We start from the raw sequence: 17,501 nt of genomic DNA on the forward strand, positions 1-17,501 counted from the left end.
AATATTAATTATTTTGAGGATGACAGTTATATGGAACATTATGATGGTCCTGCTTTTTATCGCAAGTATCGTATTAAAAACAAGAAGCAGGAAAATAGACATATAAATAAAATAAGTGAAAATAAAAAGCATAACTATGATCGTAAAAAGGATGTTAATCAATCTGATATCGTTGATGATGAAAATCCTATTGCGCAAAGAGCTGCTGCATTTAAACCAACGAAGCAATCTCAAGCTAGTGATACTCCATACTATAGTTTAAAACTTTCTTATCCTTATCAAAATATTAAAAGGAATTTGAAACAATCTAATGATGATTTGATTCTTTATGCAGATGAATCTAATGATTCAATTGACTTAGATAGCTATGAAACAAGCGAAAATGAAGATTTAAGTTCTTTAGATGAAGTTAATGAAAATAAAAATATTGATCATTCAACAATAGCAGATAAAAATTTAAAAGAACAGAAAACTTATGGAGATTCTGATTTAGCAAATAATGATAATGAATCACAAATTTCTAATGATAATGATAATTTAGATAGTGAAGAAAATGTATCATCAAAGTTTGAAGATAATAATTTTGATCAATCTTCTAATGATGATAGTGAAGAAGTTGATGTTAAACCAGTTGAAGATGAAGAAGATTACGATTATGAAGATTTAAAAAATACAACTCCATATAGTAAGTATGTAGATTTATATTCTAATGATTTTGAATATATTAAAAACAAAGAAACTCAAGGTAAAGATTTTGTTGCTGCTAAGCCTGACGATGTGAGTGGCTTAGATAAACCAGAAGTCTTTGATAATGATGAAAACTACTATAATGATAAATCTTCTGAATCAAATGATTCTGAAGATGAAATATCGGGTGTTCCAGAGGGATTAAATGAATCACCAAATAATGATAACCAATCATCTGAAATTATGGAGCAAGATGATAAAAGCTCACATAAATCACATTCTAATAATATAGATTCTGATTTAGAAAATGGTAATGACAATGCCGTAGAACCAAAAGCGAAAGAAGAGTTTGGATTAGGGCATTCTTTGTCATCAATATTGGATTCAGAGAATGATGCTCAAAAAGATCTATCTTTATTTAAAGATGATGATAAAAAAACTGATGATAATGAAGACAATAATTTAATAAATCATAACTATCAATTCCCTAGCCTAGATTTATTATCAGAGCCTAACAATGATAATGATGATAGTTTAGATGATTGGATTGAGAGTCAAGCACAAAAATTAGACGATACACTTAGTGCATTTAATGTAAATGCTAACGTTGTAGATTGGACAAATGGGCCAACTGTAACTCAATTTCAAATTAAGTTACAATTAGGAGTTAAAGTAAGTAAAATAACTAATTTAAATGATGACTTGAAAATGGCACTTGCTGCAAAGGACATTAGAATTGAAGCTCCAATCCCTGGTAAGACAACCGTAGGAATTGAAATTCCTAATCCACATCCAAGACCAGTTATGCTATCTGAAGTTCTAGATTCACCACAATTTAAAAATAGTAAAGATCCATTAACTGTAGCCTTAGGAGTTGATCTAACGGGTAAACCACAAATGACTGACATTCGTAAAATGCCTCATGGATTAATCGCTGGTGCTACTGGTTCTGGTAAGAGTGTATTTTTGAATAGTTTATTAATTTCTTTACTTTATAAAGCAACTCCTGCTGACTTAAAATTAATTTTGATTGATCCTAAAGCTGTTGAAATGGCACCTTATGATAACTTGCCACATCTACTTTCTCCAGTTATTTCAGATCCTAAGCAGGCTTCAGCAGCTTTGAAGTGGGCGGTTAAAGAAATGGATGAACGTTATGAAAAATTAGCTGCTGCTGGTGCTAGAAATGTTGAACAATTTAATAAGATGGCAGAAGAACATGAGGACTATGGACTTAAAATTCCTTATATTGTAATTGTTATTGATGAATTAGCTGACTTAATGATGGTTGCATCTAGTGAAGTACAAGATTACATTGTTAGAATTACTCAAAAAGCAAGGGCTGCTGGAATTCACTTACTTGTTGCTACTCAAAGACCAAGTGTTGATATCATTACTGGAACTATTAAAAATAATATTCCTACTCGTGTTGCATTTATGGTATCTAGTCAAGTGGATTCTAGAACCATTATTGATACTGCTGGAGCAGAAAGATTACTTGGAAAGGGTGATATGCTTTATTTAGGTAGTGGTTCTAGCCAAGCAACTAGACTACAAGGTACTTTTGTTACTGATGATGAAATTGAAAACATTACTAGTGAAGTCAGAAAGCAAGGGAAGCCTAAGTATGCCTTTCAACCTGATTCATTATTAAAACAAGTTAATAAAGTAGAACAAGAAGATGATTTAATGCCACAGGTATTGAAATATATTTCTCAAGAAGATAATGTTTCTACTTCAAAATTACAAAGAGTATTTTCTATTGGGTATAATCGTGCTGCTAGTTTGATTGATACCTTGGAACAGAGTAATTATGTTTCTGGACAACATGGCTCTAAGCCAAGAGATGTATATTTAACAGAAAAAGATTATAAAAAATTGAACATTTAGCTACTATATTGAAAAAAGTTTGCTATGATTGAATTAATGACAATTAAAAAGGGGCGTTTAGATTATGGATACAAGTAAGACATATCATTTTGTAGGAATTAAGGGTACAGGTATGTCCGCAATGGCCAGAATTCTTCGCGATAGAGGATGTACAGTCCAAGGTTCAGATATTGAAAAATATACTTTTACTCAAAGAGGTTTAGAACAAGCTGGTATTAAAGTTTTACCATTTGATGAAAACAATATTCATGAAGGTTTAGTTGTGATTGCTGGAAATTCATTTGATGATGATCATCCTGAAATCAAAAAAGCCCATGAAATGGGACTAGAAGTTTATCGTTATCATGAATTTTTAGGTAAAATGATTGAAGGTCACACTAGCATTGGAGTTTGTGGGGCTCATGGTAAAACTAGTACAACTGGTTTATTGGCACATGTTTTATCAGGTATTGCGCCTACTGATTATTTAATTGGTGATGGTACTGGTAAAGGTGTTCCTAATGCTAGATTCTTTGCATATGAAGCTGATGAATATAGAAGACATTTCTTAGCCACTAAACCGGATTATGCTATTATGACTAATATTGATTTTGATCATCCTGATTATTATACCGGAATTGATGATGTTCGCAGTGCATTCCAGACTTTTGCAAATCAGACCAAAAAAGGTATTTTTGCATGGGGTGATGATAAGAACCTTAGAAAGTTAACTGCTAATGTACCAATATATTATTATGGTACTGGTGAAAATGATGATTTTAGAGCAACTAACATTACTCGTAGTACTTCAGGATCTTCATTTGATGTTGAATATCATGGTAAAAAATTAGGTAATTTCCAAATTCACTTATATGGTGAACATAATGTTTTAAATTCATTAGCAGTTATTGCAGTTTCATATTTCGAGCATGATAACTTAGATGAAATACGCAGAGAATTAGAAACATTTAAAGGTGTTAAACGTCGCTTTGCTCAAAGAAAAGTTGGCGATATGACCATTATTGATGATTATGCTCATCATCCATCAGAAATTAATGCTACTTTAGATGCTGCTAGACAAGAATATCCAAGTAAAAAAATTATTGCGGTTTTTCAACCACATACTTTTAGTAGAACTATTGCTTATCTAGATGAATTTGCAGAGAGTCTAAATAAAGCTGATTATGTTTATATTACTAAAATTTATAGTTCTCCCCGTGAAAAAGCTGGTAAAGTATCCAGTTCTGATTTAGAAGCAAAAATTACTAAAAATGGTAGCTTAATTAAAGCTGAAAATATGTCTCCGCTTTTAGATTATCATGATGCAGTGGTTGTATTTATGGGAGCTGGAGACATTCAAAAATATGAAAAGATTTATGAAGAATTATTAAATGATGTTACAAATAATGTAAATTAAAAAACTTGTATTATTAGCTCTTTGTTTGGTAAAATATATTAAACCTTATACTTTATATAAAGGAGGATTAATATATGAATGATTATGATCAAACAGGTCGTCGTATGGTAAATAATTCATTTGGTATGAATAAATTTTTAACTAAAACATATGGATGGATGGCTTTATCAGTGTTCATTTCAGGAATAGTTTCTTATTTAATGGGTTCTGTTTACCATGCTTCTTTAGGTCTTATTCCTAGTATTGTTGGAATTGTTATATGGTTTGGCCTTGCTATGGCTACTTCTTCTGTTGCAATGAAGAATTCTTCATTAGGTTTTATCCTATTTATGGCATTTTCAGTGCTAACAGGAGGTCTGTACTCATATATCTTTATATCTTATAGTACAACTGTTATTGCACAAGCTTTTCTAACTGCTACTGTTGATTTTGTTGTAATGGCTTTAATAGGTATTACTACTAAGAAAAATTTAGACAAAATTGGGACACAAGCATTGGGGGCACTTATTGCATTAATTATTGTAAGTATTATTAATGCATTCTTAAGAATTCCTGCATTTGGCTTTGTTATTTCAATTATTGCAGTTATAATTTTTACAATTTTAATTGCATATGACAGTCAAAAAGTTAAAGATGCATATAATGAATATGGATCAGATATTCCAGAAAATGGTTTGGCCATTTATGGTGCTATGACATTGTATTTAGATTTTATTAATCTATTCTTACAATTATTAAGTATCTTTGGTGGCAATGATCGAGACTAATAATAAAAAAGATGATGTTTTTACAACATCATCTTTTTTATTTTGTATATAATTAATAACATGAAGAAAGTGTTAAAATTTAGTTAATATATAAATATAAAAGGAGAATTTTATGGCTGAAAAAAGATTATTATTGATAGATGGTAATAGTATAACTTATAAAGCTTTCTATGCTTTAATTAAACAAGTTGAACGTTTTACCAATAATAAAGGTGTTCATACAAGTGCCATTTATGGTTTTAACAATATGCTGGATATTATGCTAGATAAAGTAAATCCAACACATGCGTTAGTTGCATTTGATGCTGGAAAAACAACCTTTAGAACGAAAATGTACTCTGGTTATAAATCTGGAAGACATAAGACTCCTGATGAATTATTGGAACAATTTAAATATGTAAAACAAATGTTAGATGCTCGTGGTATTAAGACCTACGAATTAGATAATTATGAAGCAGATGACATAATTGGAACCTTATCAAAAAAAGCTGATGAAGCAGGATTTGAAACTACAGTTGTAACTGGTGATAATGATTTAACACAGTTATGTTCAGACAAGACGACAGTCTCTATTTCTAATCGTGGAGTATCAGGAGTGACTCATTATGATACTGATTATGTCAAAAAAACTATGGGGATAACGCCTTCACAAATTATTGATTGGAAGGCATTAAAAGGTGATTCATCCGATAATTATCCTGGGGTTCAAGGTGTTGGGGATAAAATCTCTTTAAAGTTAATTAAGCAATTTGATAGTGTAGAAAATTTATACAATCATTTAGATGAAGTAAGTGGTAAGAAATTAAAAGAGCATTTAATTGATGATAAAGAAGAAGCGTTTTTGGATAAGAGATTAGCACGCATTGATCGTGATGCTCCTATTGAAATAGAATTGGATAATCTTAATTACTTAGGTGATGATCGTGATAAATTAGTAAATTTCTATCGCGAAATGAATTTTAGAAAATTTCTTAGTCAAATGGACTTCGATGAGTCAGAATCTATGAAAAAAATTAAATATTCAGAAATTAATAATGATAATTTAAAAGTGATATCTGACAATGTTCCATCTGAAGTTACTTTCTATTTGGGAATAGATGGTGAAAATTATCATATTGATCCATTTATTGGTTTTGCTATTAAAATTGATGAAAATATTTATGTGTCAGATAATATTGATATGTTAAACAGGCCAGAAATAAAAGAAATTTTAGAAAATGATAAAATAACCAAAAATTTATTTGATGCTAAAAGAACATATGTTGGCCTAAATAGATTAGGTATTAGTTTAAAAAATGTAAGATTTGATTTATTATTAGCATCTTATTTACTTAATACCAATGATAATAGTAATGATTTGGGAAAAGTAGCTAATGAACACGATTATTTTGAAGTTCAATCTGATGATGATGTTTATGGTAAAGGTGCAAAACGTAAAATTCCATCTGAAGATAAATTATTTGAACACTTTGCAAGAAAATTGATGGCTATTAATTCTTTAAAAGATAAATTATTTAGTGAACTTAAAGATAATAATCAATTAGATTTATACAATAATATTGAATTGCCACTTACATTTGTTTTGTCTAGAATGGAAATTGCTGGAATTGTTGTCGATAGTGATGTTCTAAAAGAAATGAGTAGCAAGCTTACTGAAAGATTGAATGAAATTCAACAGAAAATTTATAATGAAGCTGGGACTGAATTTAATATTGCTTCGCCTAAACAGCTTGGTGAGATTTTATTTGAAAAGCTTCATTTACCAATCTTGAAAAAAACTAAGACGGGTTATTCCACAGCAGTTGATGTTTTAGAAAAACTTGCTCCAGACTATCCAATTGTGCAGGCAGTTTTAGATTATCGTCAAATTGCTAAAATCCTATCAACTTACGTTGAAGGATTATTAAAAGATATACATTTAAATGACCATAAAGTGCACACTAGATATCTACAAACACTTACTCAAACTGGTCGTTTGTCATCAGTTGATCCTAATTTGCAAAATATTCCGGTTAGGACTGAAGAAGGACGAAAAATTAGACAAGCTTTTGTCCCAAGTCATAAAGACTGGGAAATATTTTCATCTGATTATTCACAAATTGAATTACGTGTTCTAGCATCTATTTCAAATGATAAAAATATGCAAGATGAATTTATTCATAATGATGACATTCATGCATCCACTGCTAGAAGAATTTTTGGCTTATCTAATAATAATGAAGTTACTCCTGAGCTTAGAAGACAAGCAAAGGCGGTTAATTTTGGAATTGTTTATGGAATCTCTGATTTTGGCCTAGCTAGGAATACGGGCATTAGTCGTTCAGATGCCAAAAAATTTATTGAAAAATATTTTAATGAATATCCAGATGTTAAAAATTATATGGATAATATTGTTCAAAAAGCTAAAGAAAATGGTTATGTTGAAACCATTTTAAATCGTCGTAGGTATTTACCAGATATTAATTCTAGAAACTTTCATCAAAGATCATTTGCTGCTAGAACTGCAATGAATTCACCAATCCAAGGTAGTGCAGCTGATATTATTAAGATTGCAATGCTAAAAATGGAAAAGGCTTTAAAGGATAATCATTTAAAGGCAAAAATGTTATTGCAAGTTCATGATGAATTAATATTTGAAGCACCTAAAGAAGAAATAGCAATTTTAAGCAAATTAGTACCTAAAGTGATGGATTCAGCTGTTAAATTACAAGTACCATTAAACGTTAAGAGTCATTATGGTAGTAATTGGTACAATATTAAATAAAGAAATGAGGTTTTTTAAATGCCTGAATTACCAGAAGTAGAAACTGTTAGAGAAGGATTAAATCAATTGGTTAAAGGATCACATGTTAATAGCATTGATGTTTTATATCCTAAAATGATTAATGTTACTCCAGAAAAATTAAAAGTTACTTTAACTAATCAAGATATAAAAAAAATAGATAGAAGAGGAAAATACTTACTTTTCCGTTTTTCTAATGACATGACATTAGTTTCCCATTTAAGAATGGAAGGAAAATATGATGTTGAACCCGAAGGTACAGAACCAACAAAACATACACATGTCATTTTTCATTTAAACGATGATCGAGAACTAAGATATAAAGATAGTCGAAAATTTGGCAGAATGTATTTGATTAAAAATGGTGATGAACATACTTTATCAGGACTTGGAACAATTGGTCCTGAACCTACCGATGATGATTTAACATTTGATTATATGAAATCAATTATGAATAAAGGTAGAGGTAAAATAAAACCATTTTTATTAAATCAAAGTCACATTGCTGGTTTAGGTAATATTTATTGTGATGAGGTTTTGTGGTTAAGCAAAATTCATCCAGAAACCATTACTAACACAATTTCTGATAATCAAATAATGGAACTTAGAAAAAACATCATTGAAGAAATTAAAATGGCTATTAAGGGTCATGGTACTACTGTTCATTCATACTCCAATGCATATGGAGAAGCTGGTCAATTTCAAAATAGCCTTCATGTTTATGGAAGAGCTGGAGAGCCATGTGAAAGATGTGGAACTAATTTGGAAAAAATTAAAGTAGCTCAAAGAGGAACAACTTTTTGTCCTAACTGTCAACATAAAGTGACTAAAAATGGTTAAAGTAATTGGACTAACAGGCGGAATTGCAACTGGAAAATCTAATGTTTCTGATTGTTTATCAAAAATGGGATATCAAATAATTGATGCTGATAAAATAACTTATCAGCTGCAACATAAGGATAATGATTGCTTAAATGCAATTACAAAACATTTTGGTAATGATATTCTAGAAAAAAATGGTGAATTAAATCGTTCTCGTTTAGCTAAACTTGTTTTTGCAAATAAAGAAAACCTAACTAATTTAGTGCGAATTATGGATCCATATATTAGATCCAACGTTCAATCAATTATTAATAATACTCATGAAAAACTAGTTGTATTCGATGCGCCTACTTTATTTGAAAATGGTTATGCTTTTATGTGCGATAGGATAATTGTTGTTACTTGTACACCTATTAATCAGTTAAATAGATTACAAGTTAGAAATAATTTGAGTATTTCTGATTCCATTAAGCGGATTAAAAGTCAATGGCCTTTAAATTTTAAGGAAAAATTGGCTGATTATTTGATAGATAGTAATGGTTCTATTATGCAAACTCGTAATCAAGTGATAAAATTGTTTAATAAAATAGATAATTAAAAATTTGGGGTGAAAGTAAATGCAATGTCCTCATTGCCATAAAAATTCATCTAGAGTAGTAGATAGTCGTCCCACTGAAAATGGACAAGTAATTCGTCGTCGTAGAGAATGTGAAAAGTGTGGCTATAGATATACTACCTTTGAAAGAATTGAACAAACACCATTATTAGTAGTTAAAAATAATGGTAATAGAGAAGAATTTAATCGTGAAAAAGTTTTAAAAGGAATTATCAGATCAGCAGAAAAGCGTCCAGTTTCTATGGATTCTATGAAAACAATTGTTGATAATGTCGAATCGAAAATTAGAGCTATGGGTGAAAATGAAATTCCAAGTCAATCTATTGGTGAATATGTGATGAAAGAATTAGTAAATGTTGATGAAATTGCATATATTAGATTCGCTAGTGTATATCGACAATTTAAAGATATGACTGTCTTTTATAATGAATTAAAAGAAGTCTTAGATAATGATCATCAAAAGAGTCAAAAAAATAACGGAGAATAGACATGGAAGAATGGCGTAATATTAGTCCTCAAGATAATTTTATTCTAACTTCTGATTATTTCATTTCTGATTTAGAAAGAAAAGCTTTAGACATTCTTTATCAACCAATTATTGGGATTAATGCTTATGCTTTAATAAATAATCTTTGGAGAATGTATGAACGAGATAAAGATTTTGAATTACATGTTAATTTTGAACTGCTTGCTTATTTAAACATTGATATTCAAGCATTTTATGAAGCTAGATTAAAGCTTGAAGGTGCCGGATTGGTTAAAACTTATGTAAATGATAACCATCGTTATGTATATAAGCTTATAAAGCCGCTTGATATTAATCAATTTTTTAGTGACGATTTGTTAAGTGTTACTTTATTACAGACCATTGGTGAAAATCGTTATGAAGATATCGTTAATGATGTAATAACAGATAATTACGATTTAGAAAAATATAATGATATCTCAAAAAACTTTTTGCAAGTTTTTCATATCAAGAGCAGTGAATTATCTAATACACCTAAGGATGTTAGCGAAGCCAAATCATTAGTTGTAAACTCCACAAAACCGGGTACAAATGATGTTAATTCTGATGACGATTTTGATTTTAGTTTGGTTTTATCAATACTAGAGCAATCTTTTGTAAATATTTCTGATGTTAAGAAAAATCATCATTTAATTCAATCTGAGCATTTATTATACGGAATTAATGAACCAGAGATGGCCAGATTTATTGAAAAAGCCACTAATGTTAATAATAATGTTTTTGATCCTAATAAACTAAAATTATTGGTTGATAGGGACTTTTCTAATAATAATGTTAATCTTAATGAAGATAATAGAAAATCTTATGTTGCTAACGATGATAATAATCTTAATCAAGGTGAAAAACAGATAGTTAATATGGCTAAAGAATTTTCTCCCTTAGATTTTTTGCAGGGTTTAAAAAAACAAGTAGATGGCTTTGTTCATGATAATGAAATTAGAACTATTCGCGATGTAATGGATGTTTCTGTATTAAAACCAGAAGTTATAAATATGGTAACTTATCATATAATTATTGATCAAAAAAAGTCAGGACTAAGTAGAAATCTTTTTACTACCATTGCTGATAATTGGTCTCAAAAGGGTATTAGAACTGCTGAAGATGCAATTTCAGAAATTAGAAATCGCAAAAAGACGTCTGATGAAAAGAAGCGTGAGCATAAGAGAAGTTATCGTAAACCAATTAAGGAAGAACTTCCTGACTGGGCAAAAAATAATGATGCAAAAGATAATTCTGTGAAAAAAGACAAAAAGAATACCCAAGATAAAGATTCGATTCCGGATGAATCTAGAAAAAAAGAATTAGAAGGTAAACTAAAAAGAATTAGAAGTTGGGGTAAAAAGTGAGGGTAGACAATGGAAAATTTAAGTGATGAGCTATCAAGGTTAATGATTAATAAGAAGTTTGGTGAGCAATTTAAAAAGCTTGCTAATAATGTTTTAAAAGACAAAGATGTAAATGAATTTTTGAATGCTAATAAAAATAATTTAGATCACCAAACAATTATTAAATCTATTTCTAAATTATATGAATTTGTTAATGAACGAGATAAAGTTATTTCTGGTAAAAATTCTACAATTCCAGGATACGAACCTAAATTAGAGCTTAGTAAGGACTCAATTAATGTTGCTTATGTTCCAACAAAAAGTAAACTAGCTTCTATTAAGAATGCAAAAATGTTAAAGAAAATGCATTTAGTTTCTTTGCCCAATGCATTAAGAAAAATTGATTTAAAACAATTTTATACTGATAAAGATCAGGAACGTATAGATGCATATAACGATATATTGCAATTTATTGTTGATTATGAACAAGATTCTAAAAAATATCATCAAGGAATTTACCTTCATGGTGAATTTGGAGTTGGGAAAACATTTCTAATGGCTGCAATGGCAAATGAACTAGTTCAAAATGGATATGAAGTAATGCTATTACATTTTCCTAGTTTTGTTACTGAAATGAAAAATTCTATTAAAAACAATACTGTTGCCAAAAAGTTAGATAGAATTAAGAAAATGCCTTTACTCATATTAGATGATATTGGTGCTGATGATATGTCTTCTTGGATTCGGGATGATATTTTTAGTGTAATATTGGAATATAGAATGCAAAATTCACTGCCTACATTTTTTACATCTAACTATTCAATGAGTGAGTTTGAGCATAATCATCTGAAATTTAATAATAAGGGTGATGAAGAGCCATTGAAAGCTCAAAGAATTATGCAAAGAATTCGCTTTTTATCCAAAGAAGTTAAAATAACTGGTGATAATCGTCGTCCACAATAAAATAGACTTGACATTTTATCTCCAAATAATCATAATTATAGACATAAAAGATATAATTTAATTATTTAAATTTTCAGGGAGAAGAAACATTAACTGTAAGTTTCTTTATATTTAATTTTTAAATTACCACTTTTATAAATATTTTAGAGGAAATTCTAAATCGGGTTGTTACCGTTAAAGACTAACTATGAGGTCTGCATATAATCTATGTAGATAGAATTCGGGTGGAACCACGTAATTTACGTCCCTAGTGTCACTTTTTTGTGACGCTAGGGATTTTTTTATTCCTTTTCCCGTATAAATTAATCAAAGAGGAGAGATATTTATGGCTAAGCTTTCTTTTGAATTTCCAGATGGAAATGTAAAAGATTTTGATGAGGGTGTAACTACTGAAGATATCGCTAAATCTATCTCCATTAGTTTAGCTAAAAAAGCAGTTGCCGGAAAAATTGACGATAAAATGGTTGATATAGATTTACCATTGAATTCTGGTGGCAAAATTGAAATTGTAACTAAAGATTCCGATGATGGTTTAAAAGTATTACGTCAAACAGCTTCTCAACTATTAAAGGCTGCATTAGCTGATCAATTTACAAATATTAAATTTGGTGAAAGTACTTCTGATGAAGATGGATTCTTTGTTGATACTGATAAAAGAGAAACTCAAGTTAGTGCTGATGAATTGCCTCAACTTGAAGAACGTATGCATAAAATGGTTAAAAATAATGTTCAAATTGAACGTAAAGTTTTAAGCAAAGAAGATGCCTTAAAGCAAGTTGATGGAGATCCATATCAAGCTAAGTTAGTTAATAAATTAGCTATGAACGATCAAGTTGTATTTTATCAAATTGGCGATTATTTAGGTTTAGGTGAAGGCGTTGTTCTTCCCTCTGCTAAACAAGTTAAAGAATTTAAGCTACTATCAGTTGCTGGTGCATACTGGGAAGGTAAGTCATCAAACCCAATGTTACAAAGAATTTTTGCAACTGCATTCTATAAGAAAGCAGATTTAGATGCTGATGTTAAAAAACGTCAAGAAGCTAAAGAACGTGACCACCGTGTTATTGGTAACAAACTAGACTTATTCTTTGTTGATCCTAAGGTTGGTGCGGGTTTAGCATATTGGATGCCTAATGGTGCTACTGTTCGTCGCGTTGTTGAAAGATATATTGTGGACAAAGAATTGGCTAATGGCTATGAACATGTTATTACTCCAGTTCTTATGAATCTTAATGCTTATAAAACTTCAGGACATTGGGCACATTATCGTGATGATATGTTCCCACCAATGGATATGGGAGATGGTGAAGAACTAGAGTTACGTCCTATGAACTGTCCAAGTCATATTCAAATTTATAAACATCATATTCGTTCATATCGTGAACTTCCAATTCGTATTGCTGAATTAGGAATGATGCATAGATATGAAAAATCAGGTGCCTTATCAGGATTACAACGTGTACGTGAAATGACATTAAATGATGGTCACACTTTCTTAGCAATTGATCAAATTCAAGATGAATTTAAGAAAATCTTGCATTTAATGACTGAAGTATACAAGGACTTTGATATTAGTAATTATCACTTTAGATTAAGTTACCGTGATCCAAAGAATACCGAAAAGTATTTTGATGATGATGAAATGTGGAACAAGTCTCAATCAATGCTTAAGGGCGCTATGGATGATTTAGGTTTAGAATATGTTGAAGCTGAAGGTGAAGCAGCATTCTACGGTCCTAAACTTGATGTTCAAACATACACAGCTATGGGTAATGAAGAGACACTATCTACTATTCAATTAGACTTTATGTTACCTGAAAGATTTGATCTACATTATGTTGGTGAAGATGGTAAAGAACACCGTCCTGTTATGATGCACCGTGGTTTAGTTTCAACTATGGAAAGATTCATTGCTTATCTAATTGAAGTTTATAAGGGTGCTTTCCCAACATGGTTAGCTCCTCATCAAGTTAAAATTATTCCTGTAAGCATGGATAAACATGGTGATTATGCTAAACAAATTAATGAAAAATTAGTTAAAATGGGTATTCGCTCAAGTGTTGACGACCGTAATGAAAAAATGGGTTACTTAATTCGTGATGCTCAAACTAATAAGATTCCTTATACATTAGTTGTTGGTGATAATGAAATGAATTCCAATAGCGTTTCTGTACGTAAATACAGTGAAAAAGATAGTAAAGATGAATCTTTTGATGAATTTACTAAAGAGATTCAAAATGATATTGATAATTATTCTAGAGGAAATAAATAATTTGTTGACAATTAATTATTTATTTGGTAGTATTAAATTATCGAAAAAGCAGAAGCCTTCCCGCTTCTCGCCTCAGTGACAATTAAGTTGCTAGGCATGATATCGGATGAACCTTTGTTTATTTTACAAAGGACAGATGCGGGAGCCTTCTTAGGTTCCCGCATTTTTTCTGCTTTTTAATATACTTGGAGGTGAATTACCATAGCAAACGATATGATGGTTAATGATGGAATTCGAGCACGTGAAGTTCGTTTAATTGGTGCAAATGGTGATCAATTAGGAGTTAAGTCAAAGGCGGAAGCAATGAAACTTGCTGAAGATGCAGGATTAGATCTTGTAGTTGTAGCTCCTAAAGCTAAGCCTATGGTTGCTAAAGTATTAGATTACGGTAAATACCGCTTTGAACAACAAAAGAAAGCTCGTCAAGCTCGTAAGAAACAAAAAGTTGTCAGTGTTAAGGAAATTAGACTTAGCCCAACTATTGATACTAATGATTTCAACACTAAGTTGAAAAGAACTCAAAAGTTCTTATCAAAAGGTGAAAAAGTTCGAGTATCAATTCGTTTCAAGGGACGTGCCATCACACATAAAGAAATTGGTCGTGATGTGTTAAACAGAATGGCAGAATCTACATCAGAAGTTGCTAATGTTACTCAACGAGCAAAAATGGATGGAAGAAGTATGTTCCTAATGCTCGCACCTAAATCAAGCGATAAAAAATAGTTAGTATTTATATAATACTTTAAAGAATTTAAGGGAGGATTTCACAATGCCAAAGACTAAAACAAATCGTGCTATTGCTAAGCGTTTCAAAAAGACCGCTAAGGGTGGTTTAAAGAGTGCTAATGCATTTACAAGTCACCGTTTCCATGGTAAGACAAAGAAACAACGTCGTAACCTACGTGGAACTAGCATGATCAATAAGACAACTGCTAATAAATACGAAAAAATGTTTTAATTAATAAGACATAATTATAGGAGGATTTAAACATGCCAAGAGTTAAGGGTGGAACAGTTACTCATGCACGTCGTAAACGTGTTTTAAAACAAGCTAAGGGTTACCGTGAAGGTAAACACAGTCTTTTCAAGACTGCTAAAGACCAAGTTATGAAGTCACGCGAATACGCATTCCGTGATCGTAAAGCAAACAAAAGTAATTTCAGAAGATTATGGATTGCTCGTATTAACGCAGCAGCTCGTATGAATGGATTAAGCTACAGTAAATTAATGCACGGTTTGAAACTTTCAAACATTGAAATGAACCGTAAAATGTTAGCTGATTTAGCTGTAAATGACGAAAAAGCATTTGCTTCATTAGCCGAAACTGCTAAGAAAGCTGTTAAATAATTTTCAAAAATAAAACTTTCACCACTTAAGGTAAGTAGGTGGGAGTTTTTTTCTTATTAAGTAAGTAATTAAAATTGCTTACTTTACATATATTTATTAAGAGGAGTTTTATTATTATGATATCTAAATTTAAACCAACCTGGATGATACCTATGATTTATAATATATCACCAGTTAAATTAGAAGACATGGGAATAAAATATGTTTTTACAGATTTGGATAACACTTTAATCCCATGGAATAATCCATATGGAACTCCTCAGCTTAGAAATTGGTTGAATAATCTAAGCAAACATAATATTGAACTTGTTGTTATATCTAATAATAAACGATCAAGAGTTAAAAAAGCTTTAGAAATGCTAGATTTAGATTTTATATCTAGATCTTTAAAACCATTTCCAAATGGTATTAACAAGGCATTAAAAAAATATCACTTAAATAAAAAACAAGTTATAATGGTTGGAGATCAACTTTTAACTGATGTTTGGGCATCCAATAATGCTGGAGTTAGAAGTGTCTTAGTTAAACCATTAATTGAAACGGATGCTTGGAATACAAAGCCAAATCGTTTTATTGAAAAAAAGATTTGGAAAAAGTTAAATAAAAAATATGTTGATTTAAAATGGCAGGAGGATATTAATGACTGAAAATTTAGAAAACGAAGATTTGCGTTGTATTGGATGTGGAGCTCAAATTCAAACGGATACTCCTGATGAATTAGGCTATACTCCTAAATCAGCTTTAGATAAAGGGAAAGAAACTGGTGAAATTTACTGTCAAAGATGTTTTAGATTGCGTCACTATAATGAAATTTCTCCTGTAAGTTTGACTGATGATGATTTCTTAGCGCTTTTAAATCAAATTAGAAATGCTAATGCATTAATCGTTTATTTAGTAGATATCTTTGATTTTAATGGTAGTTTAATTCCAGGACTGCATCGTTTTGTTGGTGACAATCCAATTATGTTAGTTGGGAATAAGGCCGATCTTTTACCAAAATCATTAAAAAATCGTAAATTAAGAGATTGGATTAGGCAACGTTCTAACGAAGCAGGAATTAGGCCTATTGATGTAGAATTAGTTTCAGCTAGAACTAATGAATCTGTTGATAATTTATTAAATAATATTGATAAATATCGTAAAAATAGAGATGTTTATGTTGTCGGTGTAACTAATGTTGGTAAGTCAACCTTAATTAACCAAATTATTAAACAAAATACTGGAATAAAAGAGTTAATTACAACTTCAAGATTTCCTGGTACTACTTTAGATAAAATTAGTATTGATTTAGAAGATGGACATAAATTAGTTGATACTCCTGGAATTATTCATAAAGAACAAATGGCTCATTATCTTACTGGAAAGGATTTAAAAGTTGTTGAACCACAAAAACAAATTAAACCTAAAGTATATCAATTGAATCCGGAACAGACCTTATTCTTTGGTGGTGTTGCTAGGTTTGATTATGTTAATGGAGATAAAAAGCATGGATTTACAGTTTATGTTGAAAATAATCTTTTCATTCATAGAACTAAACTTATCAATGCAGACGCATTTTATAGTAAACATTTTGGAGAAATGTTAACTCCACCTAGTAAAGATTCTATTGAAGATTTTCCAGAATTGGTTCGATATGAATTTAAGACAGATCAAAAAAGTGATTTAGTAATTGAAGGGTTAGGATGGATTACCGTACCTTCAAATGTTGTAGTAGCTGGATGGGCTCCCAAAGGAGTTTCTGTGTTGTTAAGAAGAGCAATGATTTAATTATAAGGAGAATTTCAATGAAATTAAGAGGGAAACAAAAGCGTTATTTGAGATCACAAGCTAATCGTATGAAGCCTTTATTTTCTGTTGGTAAAAATGGGTTAAATGAAATTTGGTTAGATCAAATTTTAGATGCATTACAAAGAAGAGAGTTAATTAAAATTAATATTCAACAAAATGCTGATGAAAGTGTATCAGATGTAAAATCATTTATTGAAGAAAATAGTGATGTATCTGTAGTTCAAACTATTGGAAAAACACTATTATTATTTATGCCAGCAAGTAAAGAAAAATTTCAAAATTATTCTGTAGAAGTTAAAAATATTTAAAGAGCTGTTTAA

The 17,501-nt window shown here is 30.3% G+C and carries 16 protein-coding genes and 1 other annotated feature; all 16 genes read left to right on the top strand.

The window, feature by feature from the left end:
- Positions 1-30 precede the first annotated feature (30 nt).
- Positions 31-2,577, top strand: a complete 2,547-nt coding sequence (locus tag DY123_RS01965; RefSeq protein WP_140925010.1) for a DNA translocase FtsK — start codon at positions 31-33, stop codon at positions 2,575-2,577.
- Between the two features lie 64 nt (positions 2,578-2,641).
- Complete coding sequence (gene murC, locus DY123_RS01970; protein ID WP_140925012.1) at positions 2,642-3,973, top strand: UDP-N-acetylmuramate--L-alanine ligase; 1,332 nt, start codon at positions 2,642-2,644, stop codon at positions 3,971-3,973.
- 74 nt (positions 3,974-4,047) lie between these two features.
- Positions 4,048-4,740 (top strand): Bax inhibitor-1/YccA family protein, encoded by a 693-nt coding sequence (locus tag DY123_RS01975; RefSeq protein ID WP_105964491.1) that lies wholly within the window; start codon positions 4,048-4,050, stop codon positions 4,738-4,740.
- Between the two features lie 112 nt (positions 4,741-4,852).
- Positions 4,853-7,504 carry a DNA polymerase I gene (gene polA, locus DY123_RS01980; protein ID WP_140925014.1) on the top strand — a complete coding sequence of 884 codons (2,652 nt, stop codon included), beginning with the start codon at positions 4,853-4,855 and terminating at the stop codon, positions 7,502-7,504.
- An 18-nt stretch (positions 7,505-7,522) separates the two neighbouring features.
- Positions 7,523-8,362, top strand: coding sequence for a bifunctional DNA-formamidopyrimidine glycosylase/DNA-(apurinic or apyrimidinic site) lyase (gene mutM, locus DY123_RS01985; RefSeq protein WP_140925016.1), 840 nt, complete (start codon positions 7,523-7,525; stop codon positions 8,360-8,362).
- Complete coding sequence (gene coaE, locus DY123_RS01990) at positions 8,355-8,942, top strand: dephospho-CoA kinase (protein WP_140925017.1); 588 nt, start codon at positions 8,355-8,357, stop codon at positions 8,940-8,942. Before mutM ends, coaE begins: the two co-directional genes overlap by 8 nt.
- A 19-nt stretch (positions 8,943-8,961) precedes the next feature.
- Positions 8,962-9,447, top strand: coding sequence for a transcriptional regulator NrdR (nrdR, locus tag DY123_RS01995; protein WP_105964495.1), 486 nt, complete (start codon positions 8,962-8,964; stop codon positions 9,445-9,447).
- Positions 9,448-9,449: 2 nt separating this feature from the next.
- Positions 9,450-10,832 carry a replication initiation and membrane attachment family protein gene (locus DY123_RS02000; protein WP_140925020.1) on the top strand — a complete coding sequence of 461 codons (1,383 nt, stop codon included), beginning with the start codon at positions 9,450-9,452 and terminating at the stop codon, positions 10,830-10,832.
- Positions 10,833-10,841: 9 nt separating this feature from the next.
- A complete protein-coding gene (gene dnaI, locus DY123_RS02005) occupies positions 10,842-11,774 on the top strand; it encodes a primosomal protein DnaI (protein WP_140925022.1) in 933 nt (310 codons plus the stop codon).
- A gap of 325 nt (positions 11,775-12,099) precedes the next feature.
- Positions 12,100-14,046 carry a threonine--tRNA ligase gene (gene thrS / locus DY123_RS02010; RefSeq protein WP_140925024.1) on the top strand — a complete coding sequence of 649 codons (1,947 nt, stop codon included), beginning with the start codon at positions 12,100-12,102 and terminating at the stop codon, positions 14,044-14,046.
- Positions 14,047-14,086: 40 nt separating this feature from the next.
- Positions 14,087-14,222 (top strand) — a sequence feature (ribosomal protein L20 leader region).
- Positions 14,223-14,259: 37 nt separating this feature from the next.
- On the top strand, positions 14,260-14,769 hold the full coding sequence (gene infC, locus DY123_RS02015; protein ID WP_105955927.1) for a translation initiation factor IF-3: 510 nt from the start codon (positions 14,260-14,262) through the stop codon (positions 14,767-14,769).
- A 46-nt stretch (positions 14,770-14,815) separates the two neighbouring features.
- On the top strand, positions 14,816-15,004 hold the full coding sequence (rpmI, locus tag DY123_RS02020) for a 50S ribosomal protein L35 (RefSeq protein ID WP_105955928.1): 189 nt from the start codon (positions 14,816-14,818) through the stop codon (positions 15,002-15,004).
- 32 nt (positions 15,005-15,036) lie between these two features.
- On the top strand, positions 15,037-15,393 hold the full coding sequence (rplT, locus tag DY123_RS02025; protein WP_105955929.1) for a 50S ribosomal protein L20: 357 nt from the start codon (positions 15,037-15,039) through the stop codon (positions 15,391-15,393).
- A 116-nt stretch (positions 15,394-15,509) separates the two neighbouring features.
- Positions 15,510-16,040 (top strand): YqeG family HAD IIIA-type phosphatase, encoded by a 531-nt coding sequence (locus tag DY123_RS02030; RefSeq protein ID WP_105964499.1) that lies wholly within the window; start codon positions 15,510-15,512, stop codon positions 16,038-16,040.
- Positions 16,033-17,160 (top strand): ribosome biogenesis GTPase YqeH, encoded by a 1,128-nt coding sequence (gene yqeH, locus DY123_RS02035; RefSeq protein WP_140925026.1) that lies wholly within the window; start codon positions 16,033-16,035, stop codon positions 17,158-17,160. The genes DY123_RS02030 and yqeH overlap by 8 nt, the downstream gene beginning before the upstream one ends.
- Before the next feature lie 17 nt (positions 17,161-17,177).
- Positions 17,178-17,489 carry a ribosome assembly RNA-binding protein YhbY gene (yhbY, locus tag DY123_RS02040; RefSeq protein WP_105964501.1) on the top strand — a complete coding sequence of 104 codons (312 nt, stop codon included), beginning with the start codon at positions 17,178-17,180 and terminating at the stop codon, positions 17,487-17,489.
- The last annotated feature ends 12 nt before the right edge of the window (positions 17,490-17,501 follow it).

It is taken from the genome of Apilactobacillus micheneri, assembly GCF_006493595.1.
Taxonomy (GTDB): Bacteria; Bacillota; Bacilli; order Lactobacillales; family Lactobacillaceae; genus Apilactobacillus; species Apilactobacillus micheneri.

Bases quoted from the DNA above. Each gene is read 5' to 3' on its own strand.
- DY123_RS01965 (WP_140925010.1), top strand. From the start codon at position 31: ATGGAACATTATGATGGTCCTGCTTTTTATCGCAAGTATCGTATTAAA.
- murC (WP_140925012.1), top strand. From the start codon at position 2,642: ATGGATACAAGTAAGACATATCATTTTGTAGGAATTAAGGGTACAGGT.
- DY123_RS01975 (WP_105964491.1), top strand. From the start codon at position 4,048: ATGAATGATTATGATCAAACAGGTCGTCGTATGGTAAATAATTCATTT.
- polA (WP_140925014.1), top strand. From the start codon at position 4,853: ATGGCTGAAAAAAGATTATTATTGATAGATGGTAATAGTATAACTTAT.
- mutM (WP_140925016.1), top strand. From the start codon at position 7,523: ATGCCTGAATTACCAGAAGTAGAAACTGTTAGAGAAGGATTAAATCAA.
- coaE (WP_140925017.1), top strand. From the start codon at position 8,355: ATGGTTAAAGTAATTGGACTAACAGGCGGAATTGCAACTGGAAAATCT.
- nrdR (WP_105964495.1), top strand. From the start codon at position 8,962: ATGCAATGTCCTCATTGCCATAAAAATTCATCTAGAGTAGTAGATAGT.
- DY123_RS02000 (WP_140925020.1), top strand. From the start codon at position 9,450: ATGGAAGAATGGCGTAATATTAGTCCTCAAGATAATTTTATTCTAACT.
- dnaI (WP_140925022.1), top strand. From the start codon at position 10,842: ATGGAAAATTTAAGTGATGAGCTATCAAGGTTAATGATTAATAAGAAG.
- thrS (WP_140925024.1), top strand. From the start codon at position 12,100: ATGGCTAAGCTTTCTTTTGAATTTCCAGATGGAAATGTAAAAGATTTT.
- infC (WP_105955927.1), top strand. From the start codon at position 14,260: ATGATGGTTAATGATGGAATTCGAGCACGTGAAGTTCGTTTAATTGGT.
- rpmI (WP_105955928.1), top strand. From the start codon at position 14,816: ATGCCAAAGACTAAAACAAATCGTGCTATTGCTAAGCGTTTCAAAAAG.
- rplT (WP_105955929.1), top strand. From the start codon at position 15,037: ATGCCAAGAGTTAAGGGTGGAACAGTTACTCATGCACGTCGTAAACGT.
- DY123_RS02030 (WP_105964499.1), top strand. From the start codon at position 15,510: ATGATATCTAAATTTAAACCAACCTGGATGATACCTATGATTTATAAT.
- yqeH (WP_140925026.1), top strand. From the start codon at position 16,033: ATGACTGAAAATTTAGAAAACGAAGATTTGCGTTGTATTGGATGTGGA.
- yhbY (WP_105964501.1), top strand. From the start codon at position 17,178: ATGAAATTAAGAGGGAAACAAAAGCGTTATTTGAGATCACAAGCTAAT.